This is a genomic window from Nocardia sp. NPDC023733, assembly GCF_040639775.1.
GTDB classification, from domain to species: domain Bacteria; phylum Actinomycetota; class Actinomycetes; order Mycobacteriales; family Mycobacteriaceae; genus Nocardia; species Nocardia rosealba.
Genome location: NZ_JBFAAN010000011.1, coordinates 50,667 through 65,783 on the forward strand (window position 1 = coordinate 50,667; position 15,117 = coordinate 65,783).

General features: G+C 66.6%; 19 protein-coding genes. 8 read left to right on the forward strand and 11 right to left on the reverse strand.

Translation table 11 applies throughout. From position 1 onward, the window contains the following. Window positions 1-13 precede the first annotated feature (13 nt). Genes AB0F86_RS28340 through AB0F86_RS28350 form a run of 3 tightly spaced genes read right to left on the reverse strand, consistent with a single transcriptional unit; the run spans window position 14 to window position 2,771 of the window. Complete coding sequence (locus AB0F86_RS28340) at window positions 14-691, reverse strand: LppA family lipoprotein (protein ID WP_356987041.1); 678 nt, start codon at window positions 689-691, stop codon at window positions 14-16. Then, window positions 688-2,457 carry an alpha/beta hydrolase gene (locus tag AB0F86_RS28345; RefSeq protein WP_356987043.1) on the reverse strand — a complete coding sequence of 590 codons (1,770 nt, stop codon included), beginning with the start codon at window positions 2,455-2,457 and terminating at the stop codon, window positions 688-690. Before AB0F86_RS28345 ends, AB0F86_RS28340 begins: the two co-directional genes overlap by 4 nt. Next, on the reverse strand, window positions 2,454-2,771 hold the full coding sequence (locus AB0F86_RS28350; protein ID WP_356987044.1) for a hypothetical protein: 318 nt from the start codon (window positions 2,769-2,771) through the stop codon (window positions 2,454-2,456). The genes AB0F86_RS28345 and AB0F86_RS28350 overlap by 4 nt, the downstream gene beginning before the upstream one ends. 176 nt (window positions 2,772-2,947) lie before the next feature. Here AB0F86_RS28350 and AB0F86_RS28355 point away from each other — a divergent pair, with 176 nt between their 5' ends. Further along, window positions 2,948-3,190 carry a helix-turn-helix transcriptional regulator gene (locus AB0F86_RS28355; RefSeq protein ID WP_356987045.1) on the forward strand — a complete coding sequence of 81 codons (243 nt, stop codon included), beginning with the start codon at window positions 2,948-2,950 and terminating at the stop codon, window positions 3,188-3,190. A 40-nt stretch (window positions 3,191-3,230) separates the two neighbouring features. Then, window positions 3,231-3,872, forward strand: coding sequence for a hypothetical protein (locus AB0F86_RS28360; protein ID WP_356987047.1), 642 nt, complete (start codon window positions 3,231-3,233; stop codon window positions 3,870-3,872). A 19-nt stretch (window positions 3,873-3,891) separates the two neighbouring features. Here AB0F86_RS28360 and AB0F86_RS28365 read toward each other — a convergent pair whose 3' ends face one another. Further along, window positions 3,892-4,254: a metalloregulator ArsR/SmtB family transcription factor gene (locus AB0F86_RS28365; RefSeq protein ID WP_356987049.1), complete on the reverse strand. Its 363-nt coding sequence runs from the start codon at window positions 4,252-4,254 to the stop codon at window positions 3,892-3,894. A gap of 5 nt (window positions 4,255-4,259) precedes the next feature. Next, on the reverse strand, window positions 4,260-5,486 hold the full coding sequence (locus AB0F86_RS28370; RefSeq protein ID WP_356987051.1) for an MFS transporter: 1,227 nt from the start codon (window positions 5,484-5,486) through the stop codon (window positions 4,260-4,262). Window positions 5,487-5,968: 482 nt separating this feature from the next. Between AB0F86_RS28370 and AB0F86_RS28375 the strand changes: the two genes are divergently transcribed. Together AB0F86_RS28375 and AB0F86_RS28380 are read left to right on the forward strand one after the other, a co-directional pair. Beyond that, complete coding sequence (locus tag AB0F86_RS28375) at window positions 5,969-6,400, forward strand: MarR family transcriptional regulator (RefSeq protein WP_356987053.1); 432 nt, start codon at window positions 5,969-5,971, stop codon at window positions 6,398-6,400. 78 nt (window positions 6,401-6,478) lie between these two features. Then, window positions 6,479-8,074: a carboxylesterase family protein gene (locus tag AB0F86_RS28380; RefSeq protein ID WP_356987055.1), complete on the forward strand. Its 1,596-nt coding sequence runs from the start codon at window positions 6,479-6,481 to the stop codon at window positions 8,072-8,074. On the opposite strand, the gene AB0F86_RS28385 is transcribed toward AB0F86_RS28380, so the two are convergent. Next, entirely contained in the window at window positions 8,075-8,668 is a 594-nt protein-coding gene (locus AB0F86_RS28385; RefSeq protein ID WP_356987057.1) for a hypothetical protein, read from the reverse strand. Between the two features lie 102 nt (window positions 8,669-8,770). After that, window positions 8,771-8,950, reverse strand: coding sequence for a hypothetical protein (locus tag AB0F86_RS28390; RefSeq protein WP_067497001.1), 180 nt, complete (start codon window positions 8,948-8,950; stop codon window positions 8,771-8,773). 106 nt (window positions 8,951-9,056) lie between these two features. Between AB0F86_RS28390 and AB0F86_RS28395 the strand changes: the two genes are divergently transcribed. Then, window positions 9,057-9,326, forward strand: coding sequence for a hypothetical protein (locus AB0F86_RS28395; protein ID WP_225280923.1), 270 nt, complete (start codon window positions 9,057-9,059; stop codon window positions 9,324-9,326). A gap of 10 nt (window positions 9,327-9,336) precedes the next feature. Continuing rightward, complete coding sequence (gene glmS / locus AB0F86_RS28400; protein ID WP_356987059.1) at window positions 9,337-11,169, forward strand: glutamine--fructose-6-phosphate transaminase (isomerizing); 1,833 nt, start codon at window positions 9,337-9,339, stop codon at window positions 11,167-11,169. A gap of 1 nt (window position 11,170) precedes the next feature. Here the strand turns inward: glmS and AB0F86_RS28405 are convergent, their stop codons facing one another. Continuing rightward, window positions 11,171-11,980, reverse strand: a complete 810-nt coding sequence (locus tag AB0F86_RS28405; RefSeq protein WP_225280920.1) for an ABC transporter permease — start codon at window positions 11,978-11,980, stop codon at window positions 11,171-11,173. Next, on the reverse strand, window positions 11,977-12,909 hold the full coding sequence (locus AB0F86_RS28410; RefSeq protein WP_356987060.1) for an ATP-binding cassette domain-containing protein: 933 nt from the start codon (window positions 12,907-12,909) through the stop codon (window positions 11,977-11,979). Before AB0F86_RS28410 ends, AB0F86_RS28405 begins: the two co-directional genes overlap by 4 nt. Before the next feature lie 142 nt (window positions 12,910-13,051). Here AB0F86_RS28410 and AB0F86_RS28415 point away from each other — a divergent pair, with 142 nt between their 5' ends. Next, window positions 13,052-13,690, forward strand: coding sequence for a PadR family transcriptional regulator (locus AB0F86_RS28415; protein ID WP_356987062.1), 639 nt, complete (start codon window positions 13,052-13,054; stop codon window positions 13,688-13,690). A 71-nt stretch (window positions 13,691-13,761) separates the two neighbouring features. Then, complete coding sequence (locus tag AB0F86_RS28420; protein WP_356987064.1) at window positions 13,762-14,157, forward strand: Rid family hydrolase; 396 nt, start codon at window positions 13,762-13,764, stop codon at window positions 14,155-14,157. 3 nt (window positions 14,158-14,160) lie between these two features. On the opposite strand, the gene AB0F86_RS28425 is transcribed toward AB0F86_RS28420, so the two are convergent. Both AB0F86_RS28425 and AB0F86_RS28430 read right to left on the reverse strand, forming a co-directional pair. Next, the gene (locus tag AB0F86_RS28425) at window positions 14,161-14,628 is read right to left on the reverse strand and encodes a hypothetical protein (RefSeq protein ID WP_181697803.1); all 468 of its coding nucleotides are present in this window, start codon (window positions 14,626-14,628) and stop codon (window positions 14,161-14,163) included. Next, window positions 14,625-15,014 carry a hypothetical protein gene (locus tag AB0F86_RS28430; protein WP_356987066.1) on the reverse strand — a complete coding sequence of 130 codons (390 nt, stop codon included), beginning with the start codon at window positions 15,012-15,014 and terminating at the stop codon, window positions 14,625-14,627. Before AB0F86_RS28430 ends, AB0F86_RS28425 begins: the two co-directional genes overlap by 4 nt. Window positions 15,015-15,117 lie beyond the last annotated feature (103 nt).

Here is a 15,117-nt window from a genome sequence, read left to right on the forward strand (position 1 = left end):
ATCGTTTCAGCGCTCATGATGTGGGCCGTATCGGCGAGGAGAATTTGTCGGCCGGCAGATGGCAGTCGGTAGTGGACGAAATAGTGGTTCGTTCAACCGTTTCGCTCGGTCCCGCGGAGTCGAAGAGCGACACCCGACCGGTACCTGTCGGGTCGACGACAGAGATCGTTGATTGGCCTTTATCCGGCTCCGTTCGTGGCCTGAACACGACCTGAAAGCCCATCGGCTGAACTGCCGACCGAATTCGATCAGCCAACTCCGGCCATTGCTGCTCGGAAAAAGACGACCTGGCGGAGAAGTGGTACTTCGATGTGATCTGGCCATAAGTCCGATCGAATGGCTTCGGACAGCCCCTCGTCGAATCCGTGGCCGCAGCGTAAGGCGACCAAACGACAGAAGGCGAGATTGCCACCGCCGCGTCACTCATCATCTGCGCCACGGCGGTGAACTGCTGGGTCTTCTCCTCCGCGCTCGCTCGGCCCCGAAGCACTTCAGCGGCCGCGGCCGTCTCCTCTTGGCTTGTCGGCGGGACGTTCAAGTCTTCGGTCAAGGAGACCCATACCCACGGCCCAATGGTCACGGCGAGGACGAAAGCCGCGACGATGGGGACGGATATCGCCAGCACGACAGCGTTCTTCCGGTTAGCGGACCCCGTCCGCTTGTGCGGCGACCGGTTCTGTTGCTCACTCATCGGCGGGCACTGCCCGGGTTGATCGCGTTCTCAGGCAGCCCCGCGACGACAGCCGCCAGGTTGTAACCGCTGCGATGCAACTCGTTGGTCGTTCCGTCGACGCGACCATATTCCGGGTGGCCGTATGCGCCGGTATAGGTCTTGCCGTCTACTACGACGGCTTCGGTGCTGAGATGAGTGACCCATGGCATGTTGACCGGGCTCCGGCCGAACGCATTGAAATTTCCGACCTGCTCCCCCTTTTCGGTCATCTCGTAGACATGGCCTGGTTCGAGACCGAGATCCGCCGCCGATTCCACAGCGTCGTTCAATCCGCTGAGCACAGCGATGGAGGGACCCTTCGCGCCGGCGAATTCACCACCGATACCTGGCGATCCGTAGAACACCACATCGTCCACGGCTCCGCCCTGTTGTTGCAGCGCGTGACTGGTCGCCAACGATCCGTACGAATGGCCAAGGGCCGTGATATGCGGATCGGTATTCTGATTGGCCACCTCGATGCCCTTGTAGAAGTTCGACAACGGTTGCGCGGCCTCCTGTGCTCTGTCCTCGAAAAGCACCGTGGGATAGCTGAGTCCCTTCTGCGGCGGGTCGTAACCCATCCATGCGATCGTGGATACTTTGTTGTCCGCCGCGCCCGCGCTACCCAATTGCAACTGCGCTTGACTCTGCAAAGCCGCAGCTTCGTTCACCATGCCGGGCAGGGACTCTCGCACATTCGAGGTCAGTCCTGGCGTGGTCACCGACACATGGTCGGCGGTGTCAGGGTTGCCGACCGCCACCGCTGCGCGTACTTGTCGACCGCTGGTGGTGTCGAGTCCGAGAAGCATGCGGGGTTGTGTAGCCGTGCCTTCTGCAAGAGTTCTTTCGATGGCACGAACGTCAGCCAATCGCGCCTGCTTGTCTTGCAACTCCTGTGCGGCACCGGTGGCTTTCGGATTGCCCTGCACAACGGCGGCCAGACGGGTGACTTCCCCTTCGAGGCGAGTCTTTTCCGAGGAGAGATGCGCCTGGTTTGCCTTGTCCCGAACCTCCGCGGGAAGTCCGTCCAAGTTCCCGATGGTCGCGGGCTGGGTTGTGATCGCCTCGGCCTGCTGTTCGGGAGTCAGCGACTCCCAGTACTTCCGATTGTCCTCGGGCGTACCACCTTTCGGCGGCGCCGGGAACGTCACCGGAGTCTTCAGCGTGCTGCTGTTCTGGAAGTGAGAATCGTCGGGCAAGCCAGTGAACGCGAGTTTGATCGCGTTGGTGGCGGTGGTGTCGACGTCGGCGGCGTTCGCCAGTGCCTTCTTCAACACGGCCGTGCACGCATCCGCGTCGGTGGTCAGGGCGGCAATTGCCGTGCTGTATTTCTCCTGGTCTCCCCCGACTGCCGAATACAGCGCACGCTTGCTGACCTCGGTGATCTCGCAGGTTCCGTCGGGCTTGACCGCAAAGTTCTTGGGCGCCGCCTCGGCGGTGGCCTTCGCGTTCGCCACCAGGGTTTTCGCGACTTGGTAGTTCGATGCGCTGAACGTCGCCGTCGTGCGGCCTTTGTCCAACGCTGTCAGCACGGCCATCGACTGGGTACGCACGATTTCGAAACGGGCGCGCATCGCCTCTCCGGACGACCCCTTCCACGTTTCTCGTGAACTGTCGACCGCCCGCCACTGCTCGTCCATCTTCGTGCGCAGCTCACTGGCCTGCCTGCCCCACTCGGTGGCGAGTGCGGTCAATTGTTCCGGCTGCCAGCTCAGTACCTGCGCGACGGTGAGGGCCTTGGTCATTTGATGCCGCCTTCGAGGCCGGTGAAGCCGCCCGCGTTGGCTTGGTCCTGCTGCTTGAAGGCGATGATGGCGGCGACTGTCGCGCCGCCAAGTTCGGCCAGTGCCGTTCCCGCCGATTGCATCGACTTGTCGGCGGCGCGGGCCGCGTCCTGGCAGGCGCCCGCGATGTCACCGCCGGCGAACGCGGCGAGCAGGCCGTCGGGTAGCGCACCGCCCTTGCCGATCAGTCGAGTTTCCTGGCCTGCTGTTCCCAGGCCGTCGGCCAGGGCCCGAGCGGCGGCGGGATCCAGGTCGAGATCGTCGTAGGCGCCCACAGCTGTCCCCCTTCTCGACGGGACCTCTGGAACCCACCCCCGAGGTGCCGTCTCCGAGCCATCTATAGATGGCATAAGTCGGTCGCGCACATGATGCCATCTATAGATGGTCGACGCGAGTGCCATGCCTCGGAAACCTCTGTGAGGTGCCCGAATCCGCCGTTGAGAAGCAGCTCATGGCGATTCTGGGGCAGCACCTGGCGAGCCTGCGCGAAGCCAGGGGCCTGACGCAGGAAGCGGTCGCGAATGCCGCGGGCATCAGCCGCCAGTACTACCAATTGCTCGAGAACGGCTGGGGTGTGCGCAAGACCAAGGCACCGGCGAATCCGCGGTTGTCGACGCTGATCGCGTTGAGCAAGGCACTCGGCACGACGGTCCCCGACCTCGTCGACGTGATGTTCGGCCGAAACGCGGGCTGACGCTATCCTGGCTCCCCGACACGTGGAGGGGAGACACATCGTGGGCGATATCGATCCGTTGGCCGGGAATGTCAGCCATCTGCAGGACTCGCTTGCCGCGTCCGTAGCTCCTGCCGACAGCAGCCTCGTTCGGCTCGAGGTGGGCCAGGACGGCACCATTCAGAGCGTCCAGCTCTCCGCCGCCGCCCGGGCGATGACACCTGACGCACTCGTGGCGGAGGTCGTGCGCGTGCACACCGCGGCTGTGGAGGAATCGCAGCGGGCGATCTCGGCGGCCATCGCCGCGCTGGAAGCCGATCCCCGGTTGGCCGCGCTCACCGAACGCAAGACCGACGCTCTCAGCCGGGCGCTGCCGACACAGACTCACCCACCGACCTCAGCCGCCCCCGTTTCGCGCCCATCGACTGGCGACACCCCGGTTTCGCTTCCTGCCAACGCGATACCGCCCTCGTCGGACCACAACACTGCAGGCCCGAGCCGACCGACTCCGGTGTCGCCACCGCAGACCCCCGTCGCGCCGGTACCGCGTCCAGCCGTTTCCCCGAGGCAACAGCCAACCCAACAGGCTCCCTGGCCGTCACCTTCCAGCGAGCAACCTCCGGCGCGAAGCCGTCAGCCGACGCCCGAGGAGGAAGAGGAGATGGACCGCTACTACGGCCGAAAGAGCTGGCTCGAGTACTGAAAGGTGCAGGTGGCGAGGCTTATTCGTGGGGCTGTTCGCCTGTCACGATGTGGTCGGCCAGGTTGAGGCCCTCGCGGACCAGGCGGGCGAGGTGGCCGTCGCGGATGCGGTAGACGATGCGTCTGCCTTCGCGGCGGGTTTCGACCATTCCGGTGAAGCGCAGTTTCGCCAGGTGCTGGCTGACGGCGGTGCGGGATGCACCGCAGGCCTCGGTCAGTGCGCTGACATCCTGTTCGCCCTGGGCGAGGAGGAACAGGATGTGTAGCCGGGTGGCGTCGGCGAGCATGCGGAAGGCTGCCGTGGCGGCCTCGAGGTGGGCTTGGTCGGGTTGGACGGCGTGGACGAGGCTCGGTTCCGATATCGGACGGAGCTCACCGGTCATCGCCGTCACCTTTCTGCCGTCACCACCGCCGGGGTGGAGGTGGTCTTCGCGGGCCACACGCGGGTGGCCGTGGTCGCCGCAAGTGTAGCCAGCAACGTCAGGGTGAGCGCCGCCGTGAGCTGTCCGGCGAGCGCACCGCCCCAGCCCGCGATGGGGTAGGTGAGCAGGAAACAGGCGTGGGAGAGGGAGAACTGTGCGGTGAACACTGCGGGACGGGTGGCCTCGTCGGATTGTGCTCGCAACAGCCGAGCGGACGGTGTGTTGATCATCGAGGTGCCCGCTCCGAGCACCAGCCAGCCGACGACGAGGGCCACCCAGCCTGGCCATGCGATCAGTACGGCGGCGAGTACCAACCCCAACGGCACGATCGCGGCGCCGGTGAGCATCAGATCGCGGTCGGAAACCCGTTCGAGCACGCGCAGCACCAGCAGCGCCACCATCATCGATCCGGCGCCGTAACACCCGAGCGTCAGCGCCACCGCCGCCGAGCTGCCGCCGAGCAGATCACGAACGTAGACAACGGTATTCACCACGACAAGTGCGGTCGCCGCACCGACGACCATGTTCAGCGCCAGCAGTCCGCGCAGGACCGGATCGCCGGTCATGACGCGCGCGCCGAGGGTGATGCGGGTGAACAGCGGCGCCGACCGGTCGACCGGGACGAGCCGCGGCAACGGTGTGCCGAGGACCATGATCGCCGAGACCACGAAGCCCACGGCCGTGCCGACGAACAGCAGGTTGTAGCTGAGCACCGTCAGCAAGGCCGCGGCCAGCATCGGGCTGAGCAGGGATTCCAGGTCGTAGGCCAGCCGTGACAGCGACAGTCCCCGGGTGTAGTCCCGTTCGTCCTCCAGGACCGACGGGATGACGGATTGGAACGCCGGGGTGAAGGTCGCCGACGCCGCCTGCAGCAGAAAGACCAGCGCATAGATCTGCCAGACGGCCCCGACGAACGGCAACGACAGGGCGATCATCGCCCGCATCACGTCCGCGGACACGAGTAGCACGCGCCGCGGTACACGGTCGGCGAGAGTCGAAACGACCGGCGCCACAAAGACATACGCCACCATCTTGATCGCGAGTGCGGTACCGAGCACAGCGCCCGCATCGTCGTCTGCCAGGTCGAAGGCGAGCAGTCCTAATGCGACCGTCGACAAACCGGTTCCGACGAGTGCGACAACCTGCGCGGTGAACAGTCGCCGGAATCGGCGATGCCGCAACACCTCCAGCACGACCGACCTCCTGACTTCCGCTTCGAAATTCAGAATAAGTCTTCATGTGCGCAATTGCGAACCTAATAGAGGGACACAGGGCGTCCAAGGCTCGCAGCAAGATACGAGACTCATGATATCGAAACTAAAAGTTCCGCATGCTGCTTGGCGTGCAAGAGATCTCCAGAGAAGTTGCCTGCGCAGGTGTGGTGTCGACTGCCGCCACCCTGACGCTCATGCCGACCGGGTGGGGGTTACATCTGGCGACGTGGTGTCGCCGACTGGGAATGGAGGTGATCGCCGCGTGCGATCGGGATCCGGCGCGGCGGGCCGAGGCAGCCGAGACGCGTTCCATCCGCATGTGAATCCCATCCGGAAAGCCTGGCGGACGGGAAAATCGGCCGAACCATCCTGATCGAGGCCGACTATCTGCACGCCATGTCACCCGCTGACGTGACGGGCCTGATCGGCGATCCCGCGCACTAGGCCGGGAGAATGGCGGGATGGCAGGTGGCGTCGAAGCTCAGTTGAGTGCGTTACTCGGACCGCTGCGGCGGGCAGTACTGCGGCGGACGCGGGCGCTGGAGGGATTGCCCGATCTGCCGGAGGCGCAGATCGAGCTGCTGAGATTGCTTGTGGCACATGGCGGTCTGGCGCCGGGGCGGGCGGCGGACGAGCTCAAGGTGGCGCAGTCGACGGTGAGCAATCTGGTTCGGACGATGGCCGATCTGGTGGATCGGGTGCCGTCGACCGAGGACGGACGCGGTGCGGTGCTGGTCGCGTCGGCGCGGGCGCGGGAACTGCTGGTCAGGTACGACCGGGCCAGTGCGGCGATGCTGCGGGACTCGCTGGCGAAACTGTCATCGGCGGATCGACGGGCGCTGGAAACCGCCGTGCCCGCCTTGCAGCGGCTGCTGTCCGTGCTGGACGAATAGGTCGCACACTCTTCCCTCTGTGAGGCCGGTCACCTACAGTAGTTTTGTTTCAAAAGTATTTCACTGTGGGAGCGTGCGTTGCGGAGCCCGAACTTCATCCGTCAGTTGCTGGCGGTAGCCGTTGTCCTCGCGAGTGCCGGTGCGGCGGTGGTTTCGCCCGCCGCCGCGGCACCCGACGACACGGTTGTCACCGTCGCAGGCGGGCCGATCAGCGGTCGGCACACCAACGGCATCGTCGAATACCTCGGTGTTCCGTTCGCTGCCGCAACTGCGGGCGAAAACCGTTTCGCCCCTCCGCAACCCGCAGTTCCGTGGACGGATGTGCGTGCGGCGGTCGCGCATGGACCGCAGTGTCCGCAGGCTTCTCCGGCGCCGTTCGGGCTAGCGCTGCAGGAATCCAGCGAAGACTGCCTGAGCATCGATATCTATGTGCCGGAGAACGCCGCAGGCGCGAAACTTCCGGTGATGGTCTGGCTTTACGGTGGCGCCTTCGTACTCGGCTCCAATGCTCAGTACGACTCCCCCGACCGGTTGGTGCGTGAGGGCAAGGTCATCGTCGCCATCCCCAACTACCGGGTCGGCCCGTTCGGTTTCCTCGCTCTGCCCGAACTGGCCGACAGCACAGGCGGCATCACGGGAACGTACGGCACACTCGATCAGCAGGCGGCGCTGCGGTGGGTTCAGGAGAACGCGGCCGCGTTCGGTGGCGACCCCGGAAATGTCACCGTCTTCGGCGAATCGGCCGGTGGGATGAGTGTGTGCACACAGCTCGCTTCGCCGCTGGCACAGGGCCTTTTCCACCGGGCGATCATCCAGAGCGGGTCCTGCGCGCGGAGCCCGCTGTCACCGCCGGACAGGGAACTCGCCTTCCAGCGGTCGGCCGACTACGCGGCGAGCCTCGGTTGCCACGATCCGAACACGCGACTGAACTGCCTGCGCGCGCTTCCGGTCGAGAAACTGCTGGATTCGCCCAGCGCCGAACTGCATTCGATGGCGGTCACCTGGAGTCCCGTACAGGACGGGGTCGTGTTGACCTCCACTCCCGAAGAGGCTCTCGCCGCCGGAGCCGCGCGCGATATACCGCTGGTGGTCGGCAGCAATGCCGACGAGGGTGCCGCTTTCATCGCCCTGCTCGACTACCTGAAGGGCACGATCCCCAATGAATCCGATTACCTGACCTGGGCGCAGGAGCTGTTCGGCGACAACGCCGGCCAGGTTCTGCACCGATACCCGACGGCCGACTTCCCCTCTGCGGCCGAGGCGAAAGAAAAGGTGCTCACCGACGGGTTCTTCGCTTGCCCAGCGCTTTTCACTACCGAGGCCGCGCGCGCCGGTGGCGCCGAGGTCTGGCAATACCGCTTCAACGAAGCACCGCTCGGCCAGAACCCGTTGCTGCCCGGCGCCTTTCACGCGGCCGAACTCCCCTACGTGTTCACCGATCTGCTCGGCATCCCGATCCCGTTGCCACCGGCAGGCGACCAACTCTCCCGCCGCATTCAGCAGAGCTGGGCCCGGTTCGCCCACACCGGCGATCCGGTGACAGCGGACTTCGCCGACTGGCCGACCACCCCCGGCTCCACTCTCGAAATGAGCAGCGCGGGGATCAGCGCCGGCGAATCCTTTGCCGCCCAGCATCATTGCGACCTGTGGTCGGGAATCAGCCGAATCGGTTAGTCAGAATTTGCCGGTGTGGTGCACCGTCCGGTGGCCGAGCTGGGTCGCGAGTTCGCTGACGAAGGTGTCGTGCAGTGGTGGCCAGTGCCAGAATTCGACAGCCAGCGCGCCGAGGGCGAAGTCGTCGGACCAGGTCCAGGCGGTGATCGACGCGGATGTCCGACAGGTTCGACAGGTGACGTCGCCTGCGCCGGTGGTGACCCATTCCTCGATCGCGGTCGAAAAGGGTTGCCAGACATCGGAATCGGCTTCCCATCGATTCGGGTAATCGATGATGACGGTGCGGGTGGCGCAGTGCGGGCAGGTGGCGTACTCGGGTTCGGTTTCGCCCTGGCCGCCGTGATGGGCGTGGCGGCCGACGATGACGGCCACCGGGCCGGGCACCCAATCGGCGCCCCAGTCGTCCGCGACAGCCGCCCACTGCGGCCCGGGGACGTAACCCGCCTCGACCTTCCCGCTGTACATCGACTCGCTGGACATCTCCCGCGTCAGCAAGCCACGCGACACCATCCAGTCCACCACCCGCGCGCCGAGCGCCTCCGCCTCGGCCACACCCACCTCGACATCGACGATCCGCTCGAAATAGTCACCCACCCACGCATGGTGCCACGGCAGCGGCGCCCGAAAGCACCCGCAGATCGCGAACGCTCGGAACTCGCCCGCTGGCGGGACCAGGGGCGCGGGTGAGATCGCAGCTCAGCGGGAGTAGTCGCGGAAGGTCATGACGCCGCCGACCATGATGGCTACGACCATGAAGAGGTAGACGACGACGCGCAGCCAGGTCGGGCCGTAGAACGTCACCGCCATGGTTGCTCCCAGCGCTGCGAGAATCAGCACCACCCCGTAGAAGGGGGTGCGTTGTTCTCTGTCGACCATGGTTCCAGTGTCCGCCGAATACCCGCGCGGTGCCATGAGCAACAATTCTGCCCGAAATCGGGCAGGGAACTTGGCGGAAACAGTCGCGGCGGGCAAGATTGCGGCGGTGAACGACGGATCCTCGGCGGAGCTGGTGCGGCATGTGGCCATGTCCACGGGGCTTCCGGAGCGGGTCGCGGCTCGGGTGGTCGCCGATATCGTCGGATACTTCGACGAGACGGCCGAGGAGTTCGTGCGCCGCAGGCACGGGGAGTTGCAGGCCCGGCAGGTGCGTAATGCCGAGATCTGGCGGTTGCTCGCGGGCGAACTCGCGCAGCGGCCGGTGGCGGCTCCCCGGTTCACCGAACGGCAGTTGCGGCGCATCGTCTACGGGTAAAGGAGCCGGCATGTGTGGAATCGTCGGGTACGTCGGGCATCGGCAAGCGGTTCCGGTGCTGCTGGAAGGGTTGCATCGGCTCGAGTACCGGGGCTACGACTCGGCGGGTCTGGCACTGCCGTACCGGGGCAAACTGCGGGTACGCAAGACGCAGGGCCGGGTCAAGGATCTGCGGGACAAGGGCGACACCGCCACGTTGCCCGGCAATGTCGGCATCGCGCACACCCGATGGGCCACCCACGGCGAGCCGAGTGACGCCAACGCCCACCCGCACACCGACACCAGCGGCCGAATCGCGGTGGTGCACAACGGCATCGTCGAGAACGCCGAACAGCTGCGGTCCGAACTCACCGCACTCGGTGTGCGACTGGTCTCCGATACCGACACCGAGGCCATCGCGCACCTGATCGCGGCCGAACTCGACGCCACCGACTCGCTCGAGGCCGCCGTGCGCACCGCGCTGCACCGCGTGCAGGGCACCTACGGACTGCTGGTGCTCGACGCGCGCCGACCCGACGAACTGGTCGTGGCCCGCAACGGCAGCCCGATCGTGCTCGGTGTCGGCGACGGCGAGATGTTCATCGCCTCCGACGTCGCCGCCCTGGTACACCACACCCAGCGGGTGGTGTTCCTCGACGACGGCGAGATCGCCACCCTGCGCGCCGACGGCTTCCGCACCAGCACCCTCGGCGCCGAACCCGAGCAGACCGACAAGGTGCCGACCACCATCGACATGGCCGCCGAGGACTACGCGCTCGGCGGCTACCCCGACTTCATGCGCAAGGAGATCGCCGAGCAGAGCGAGGCCGTGCGCCGGGCCCTGCGCGGACGCCTCGACGACCGCTTCGCCACCGCGCGCCTCGGCGGCCTGAACATGGACGCGCGCGAACTGCGCGGCATCAGCAAGGTGGTGTTCCTCGGTTGCGGATCGGCCTATTACGCAGGGCAGCTCGGTGCGCAACTGGTGGAGGAGCTCGCCCGCATCCCCGCCACGGCGGAACCGGCCTCGGAGTTCCGCTACCGCAATCCGGTCGTCGACCCCGACGCGCTGTACGTGGCGATCAGCCAATCCGGGGAAACCCTTGACACCCTGGCCGCGGTGCAGGAACTGCAACGCAAGGGTGGCCGGGTGATCGGTGCGGTGAACGCGGTGGGCAGCGCGATCGCCCGCCAGTGCGGTGCCGGTGTGTTCCTGCACGCGGGCCCCGAGATCTCGGTCGCCTCCACCAAAGCGCTCACCAACATGACGGTGTCGTTCACCATGCTCGCCCTGCTGCTCGGGCGGGTGCGTGACCTCTCGGCCGCCGACGGGCAGCGCATCGTCGAGGGTCTTCGCGCCGTGCCCGATGCCATCGATCAGCTGATCGGTGACGAAGCGGCTATCGCCGAGATCGCCCAGCGCTACGCGAAGGCACGCAGCATGTTCTTCATCGGCCGGGTGCGTGCCTGGCCGGTGGCCCGCGAGGGCGCGCAGAAGCTGAAGGAAGTCAGCTACGTGCACGCCGAGGCGTATCAGGCCTCCGAACTCAAGCACGGCCCACTCGCGCTGATCGACCCGGAGATGCCGAGCGTGGTGATCGTCCCCGACGACGAACTGCTCGCCAAGAACATCAACACCATCGAGCAGATCAAGGCCCGCGGTGGCCCGGTCATCGCCGTCACCAACGCGGACCTTCCCGACAGCATCGCCGACGACGTGATCCGGGTACCGAAGGTCGCCCCCGAACTCGACCCGATGTTGCTCACCGTCCCGCTGCAACTGCTGGCCTACCACTGCGCCCTCGCCCTCGGCCGCGACGTGGACAAGCCGCGCAATCTGGCCAAGAGCGTCACCGTCGAATAGGTCAGCGGCTCAGGTCGCGGAACCGCCGCACCGCGAGCGGGAAGAACACCGCGATCAACGCCACCGGCCACGCCACCGCCAGCAGTTCCGCGTGCTCGGCTGCCCAGGAGTCGCCCGCGGCGACCGGGTTGCCGAACAGGCCGCGCACGGCGGTGGCCGTGGCCGACATCGGGTTCCATTCGATGACCGCGCCCAGCCAGGACGGCATCGACTCGGGCGAGGCGATGGCGTTGGACAGGAAGCTCAGCGGCCAGATCAGCAGCTGCACGGTCTGCACCAGCTCAGGTTTGCCCGCGACCATCGCCAGATAGATCCCGATCCACAGCATCGCGAAACGCAACAGCAGCAACAGCGCGACGCCGGCCAGGAACGCGGCGGGTCCGTCGTGCCAGCGCCAGCCGATGGCGTATCCGGCCGCGATCATCACGGCCAGGCCGAGCACCGACGAGAGCATGTCGGCGACGCTGCGCCCGACCAGCACCGCCGCCGAGTTCATCGGCATCGAACGGAAGCGGTCGATCACGCCCTTGCCGAGGTCCTGGGTCACCGCGACCATGGTGGCGTCGAGGCCGAAAACCATTGTCATGGTGAGCATTCCGGGGACCAGGTAGTCGGTGAAGTCGCCGTCGATGCCGCGTCCGCCGCCGATCAGGTAGCCGAACATCAGCAGCATCATCACCGGGAACACCAGGCCGACGCCAACCTGGACGGGTTGGCGCGCCCAGTGCGCGAGTTCGCGCCGGGTCATGGTCCAGGAGTCGGTCAGCGCCGCGCTCAGTGTCGAGGCCGGGTGGGGGTGGGTGACGCTCATGCCGCGTTCTCCTTGGTCAGATGCAGGAACACTTCGTCGAGGGTGGGGCGGCGGATCGCGATGTCCTCCGGTTCGATGCCGTTGTCGCTCAACGCCCGGACGGTTTCGGTGAGGGCGACGATCCGGTCGCCGACGGTGGCGCTGACCATCCGGCGGTCCTCATCGATCACCGGATCGCCGGGGATGAGCGCGGCCGCGCGGGTCAGGTGGGCCGGGTCGCGCAGCACCACGTCGATGCGGTCGCCGCCGGTGTCGGCCTTCAGTTCGTCGGCCGTGCCGTCGGCGATGACCCTGCCGTGGTCGATCACCGAGATGTGGTCGGCCAGCTGATCGGCTTCCTCGAGGTACTGGGTGGTGAGCAGGACGGTGGCGCCACCGTCGACCAGGGAGCGCACCGAGTTCCACACCTCGGTGCGCCCGCGCGGGTCGAGTCCGGTCGTCGGCTCGTCCAGGAACAGCACCCGCGGCGCGGAGATGAGCGAGGCGGCCAGGTCGAGCCGGCGGCGCATACCGCCGCTGTACTGCTTGACCGCCTTCTTGCCGGTGTCGGCCAGCCCGAAACGGGCCAGCAGTTCCTGCGCGCGTGCGCTCGCACCGCGTGCACCCAACCGGTAGAGCCGACCGAACATCTCGAGGTTCTGGCGGCCGCTGAGTTCCTCGTCGACGGCGGCGTGCTGGCCGAGCAATCCGATGCGGGCGCGGACCTCGTCGGCCCTGGTACGCACGTCGAGACCGGCCACCTCCACCCGGCCCTCGTCGGGACGAAGCAGCGTGGCGAGGATACGCACGGCGGTGGTCTTGCCCGCGCCGTTCGGGCCGAGTACGGCGTGCACGGTTCCGGTGCGCACAGCCAGGTCGAGTCCGTCGAGTGCCTGTTTCGCGCCGTATTTCTTGCGCAGACCTTCGACGACTATCTCGTGGTCGCTCACTTCACCCTTCCATTAATCAAACTTGACTAAGTGGGTGAACGTACGCTCGTGAGCTCAATTAGTCAAACTTGATTACTGGCCTGAGTAGTCAAACTTGATCCGCTGCTACCTTTGGTTGCCACCACACGGAAGGGAGACGGCCATGTCAGCGATCCGGCTGCTGGTTCTCGGCGCGGTCCGTCAGCACGGGCGCGCACACGGCTACCAGGTGCGCAACGACCTGGAGTTCTGGGGCGCCCACGAATGGTCCAACGCCAAACCCGGGTCGATCTACCACGCGCTCAAGCAGTCGGCCAAGCAGGGACTGCTACTCGCCCACGAAGTCGCGCAGAGCACCGTCGGCGGACCTCCGCGCGTCGAGTACGAACTGACCGAGGCGGGCACCGAGGAGTACTTCACCCTGCTGCGCGAGGCCCTCACCTCCTACGACCAGAAGGTGGACATGCTCTCGGCGGGCATCGGGTTCATGGTCGACCTCCCCCGCGACGAGGTGGTGACCCTGCTCGAACAGCGCATCGGCAAGCTCGAGCAGTGGCGCACCTCGGTGACCGAGTACTACACCCCGGAGCAGGGACCGGGGCAGCTCGGGCACATCGGCGAGATCATGCACATGTGGGTCGACTCGGCCGACAGCGAAGCAAGGTGGACGCGTGGCCTCATCGAGCGCATCGCCGACGGCGCGTACGTGTTCGCCGGTGAGGGCGAGCCCTTCGTGGGCGTTCTCGCCGACGAAGAGCCCAACCCCTTCAGTACCGGACCCCACCCCTTGGACGCACGCTAGCGGTTTGTCACACTCGCCGGCGGTGCGTCGTCTCCTCTGTGCCGACCATTCGCGCACACAGGAGAGACGCCATGCCTTTGGATATCAGCAACCCCGCCGACCTGCACGATCCCACCGGATTCGGCTACAGCCATGTCGCGAAGGTGAGCGGTGAGCTCGTGCTGATCGCGGGTCAGTACGACTCGGACGCACAGGGTCACACCACCACCGACGACTTCGCCGGACAGGTCGAGCGGGCCTTCGCCAACCTCGGAACCGCGCTGCGCTCCGCGGGGCTCGACTACGGTGACGTCGCTCAGCTGCGGACGTTCATCGTCGAGCACGACCTCGACAAGCTGACCGTGCTCGGCAAGCAGATCGCGCAGATCTGGGGCGAGCGACCGCCCACCCAGACGCTGCTCGGCGTCGCCGCGCTCGCCCTGCCGGGAATGCTGTTCGAGGTGGACGCGCTCGCGGTCCGCGGCTGAAGGTCAGCGGGCGGCGACGGGAACGGTCCAGCTGGTCCGGTCGACGACGCGCAGGGAATGGTCGAGCTCGAAGACCTGGACGAGGGTTTCGGCGAGACCCAGATCGTCGTCGGCCAGGCCGTACAGGGACAGCAGGAAACACGGCTGCCCCGCGACCGGCTCGACCACGACGGGACAGCCCGACAACAGCATGAGAACGGTGGCCAGGTCCTCGGCCTGGTCGCCGCAGCCGCAACCGGCCGCGGCCGCCTCGACCAGGTCGCCCGGGCAGCGGACAGCATCGTCGAGGGTGATGCCGTCCCAGTGGTTCCGAGGACCGAACACGGCGCGATCGCTGTGGCTGATCCAGTGCTGCCTGGCGCGAGCGAGGAGCTGGGCGAGCCGCGTCCCGCACCGGTCCCGGTCGAGAACCTCGACGAACAACCGGCACCGATGACACTCGACGACGCCGACCCGCTCTGCCGCCGTCATGGCGCACCCCGCACAGCGACGCCGCTCATGCCCAGCCGGGGACGGAGGCCGTGGGACACCGGGGTTCGCACGGTCGTGGTCTCGAGGACCGGGCGCGGTGTGCGACGACGCCACGCGGTGGCCAGCAGCCAGAGCCCGGTGACCAGACACACCGCCACCGCCGCGATCGCCACGACCAGTGAGGCCGTGACGGCGGTGCCGACCTGCGGCCCACCCGCCCGATATACCAGTACGGCCGCGATGACCGGCCCCGCCATTCCGCCACCCGCGGCGAGCAACACCATCGCCCCGGTGACCAGTTCCGTCACCCGCAACGGCCGCCGCGCACGCACCCGAACCGCCCGATGGCTTCCTCTCAGCGAACCCTTCTCTGCCCCGACCACCATGTCGACAACCCCATTTCATCCTGAGCATCAGCACATTCGAACAGGGAATTGCACGATATAACGCGGAGTAACTTCCGAACGAAAATGAAATAGAAGAGATGCG

Coding starts and splice junctions, on each gene's coding strand:
- AB0F86_RS28340 (WP_356987041.1), bottom strand. CDS start 691: ATGAGTGAGCAACAGAACCGGTCGCCGCACAAGCGGACGGGGTCCGCT.
- AB0F86_RS28345 (WP_356987043.1), bottom strand. CDS start 2,457: ATGACCAAGGCCCTCACCGTCGCGCAGGTACTGAGCTGGCAGCCGGAA.
- AB0F86_RS28355 (WP_356987045.1), top strand. CDS start 2,948: ATGGCGATTCTGGGGCAGCACCTGGCGAGCCTGCGCGAAGCCAGGGGC.
- AB0F86_RS28365 (WP_356987049.1), bottom strand. CDS start 4,254: ATGACCGGTGAGCTCCGTCCGATATCGGAACCGAGCCTCGTCCACGCC.
- AB0F86_RS28375 (WP_356987053.1), top strand. CDS start 5,969: ATGGCAGGTGGCGTCGAAGCTCAGTTGAGTGCGTTACTCGGACCGCTG.
- AB0F86_RS28390 (WP_067497001.1), bottom strand. CDS start 8,950: ATGGTCGACAGAGAACAACGCACCCCCTTCTACGGGGTGGTGCTGATT.
- glmS (WP_356987059.1), top strand. CDS start 9,337: ATGTGTGGAATCGTCGGGTACGTCGGGCATCGGCAAGCGGTTCCGGTG.
- AB0F86_RS28405 (WP_225280920.1), bottom strand. CDS start 11,980: ATGAGCGTCACCCACCCCCACCCGGCCTCGACACTGAGCGCGGCGCTG.
- AB0F86_RS28415 (WP_356987062.1), top strand. CDS start 13,052: ATGTCAGCGATCCGGCTGCTGGTTCTCGGCGCGGTCCGTCAGCACGGG.
- AB0F86_RS28420 (WP_356987064.1), top strand. CDS start 13,762: ATGCCTTTGGATATCAGCAACCCCGCCGACCTGCACGATCCCACCGGA.
- AB0F86_RS28425 (WP_181697803.1), bottom strand. CDS start 14,628: ATGACGGCGGCAGAGCGGGTCGGCGTCGTCGAGTGTCATCGGTGCCGG.
- AB0F86_RS28430 (WP_356987066.1), bottom strand. CDS start 15,014: ATGGTGGTCGGGGCAGAGAAGGGTTCGCTGAGAGGAAGCCATCGGGCG.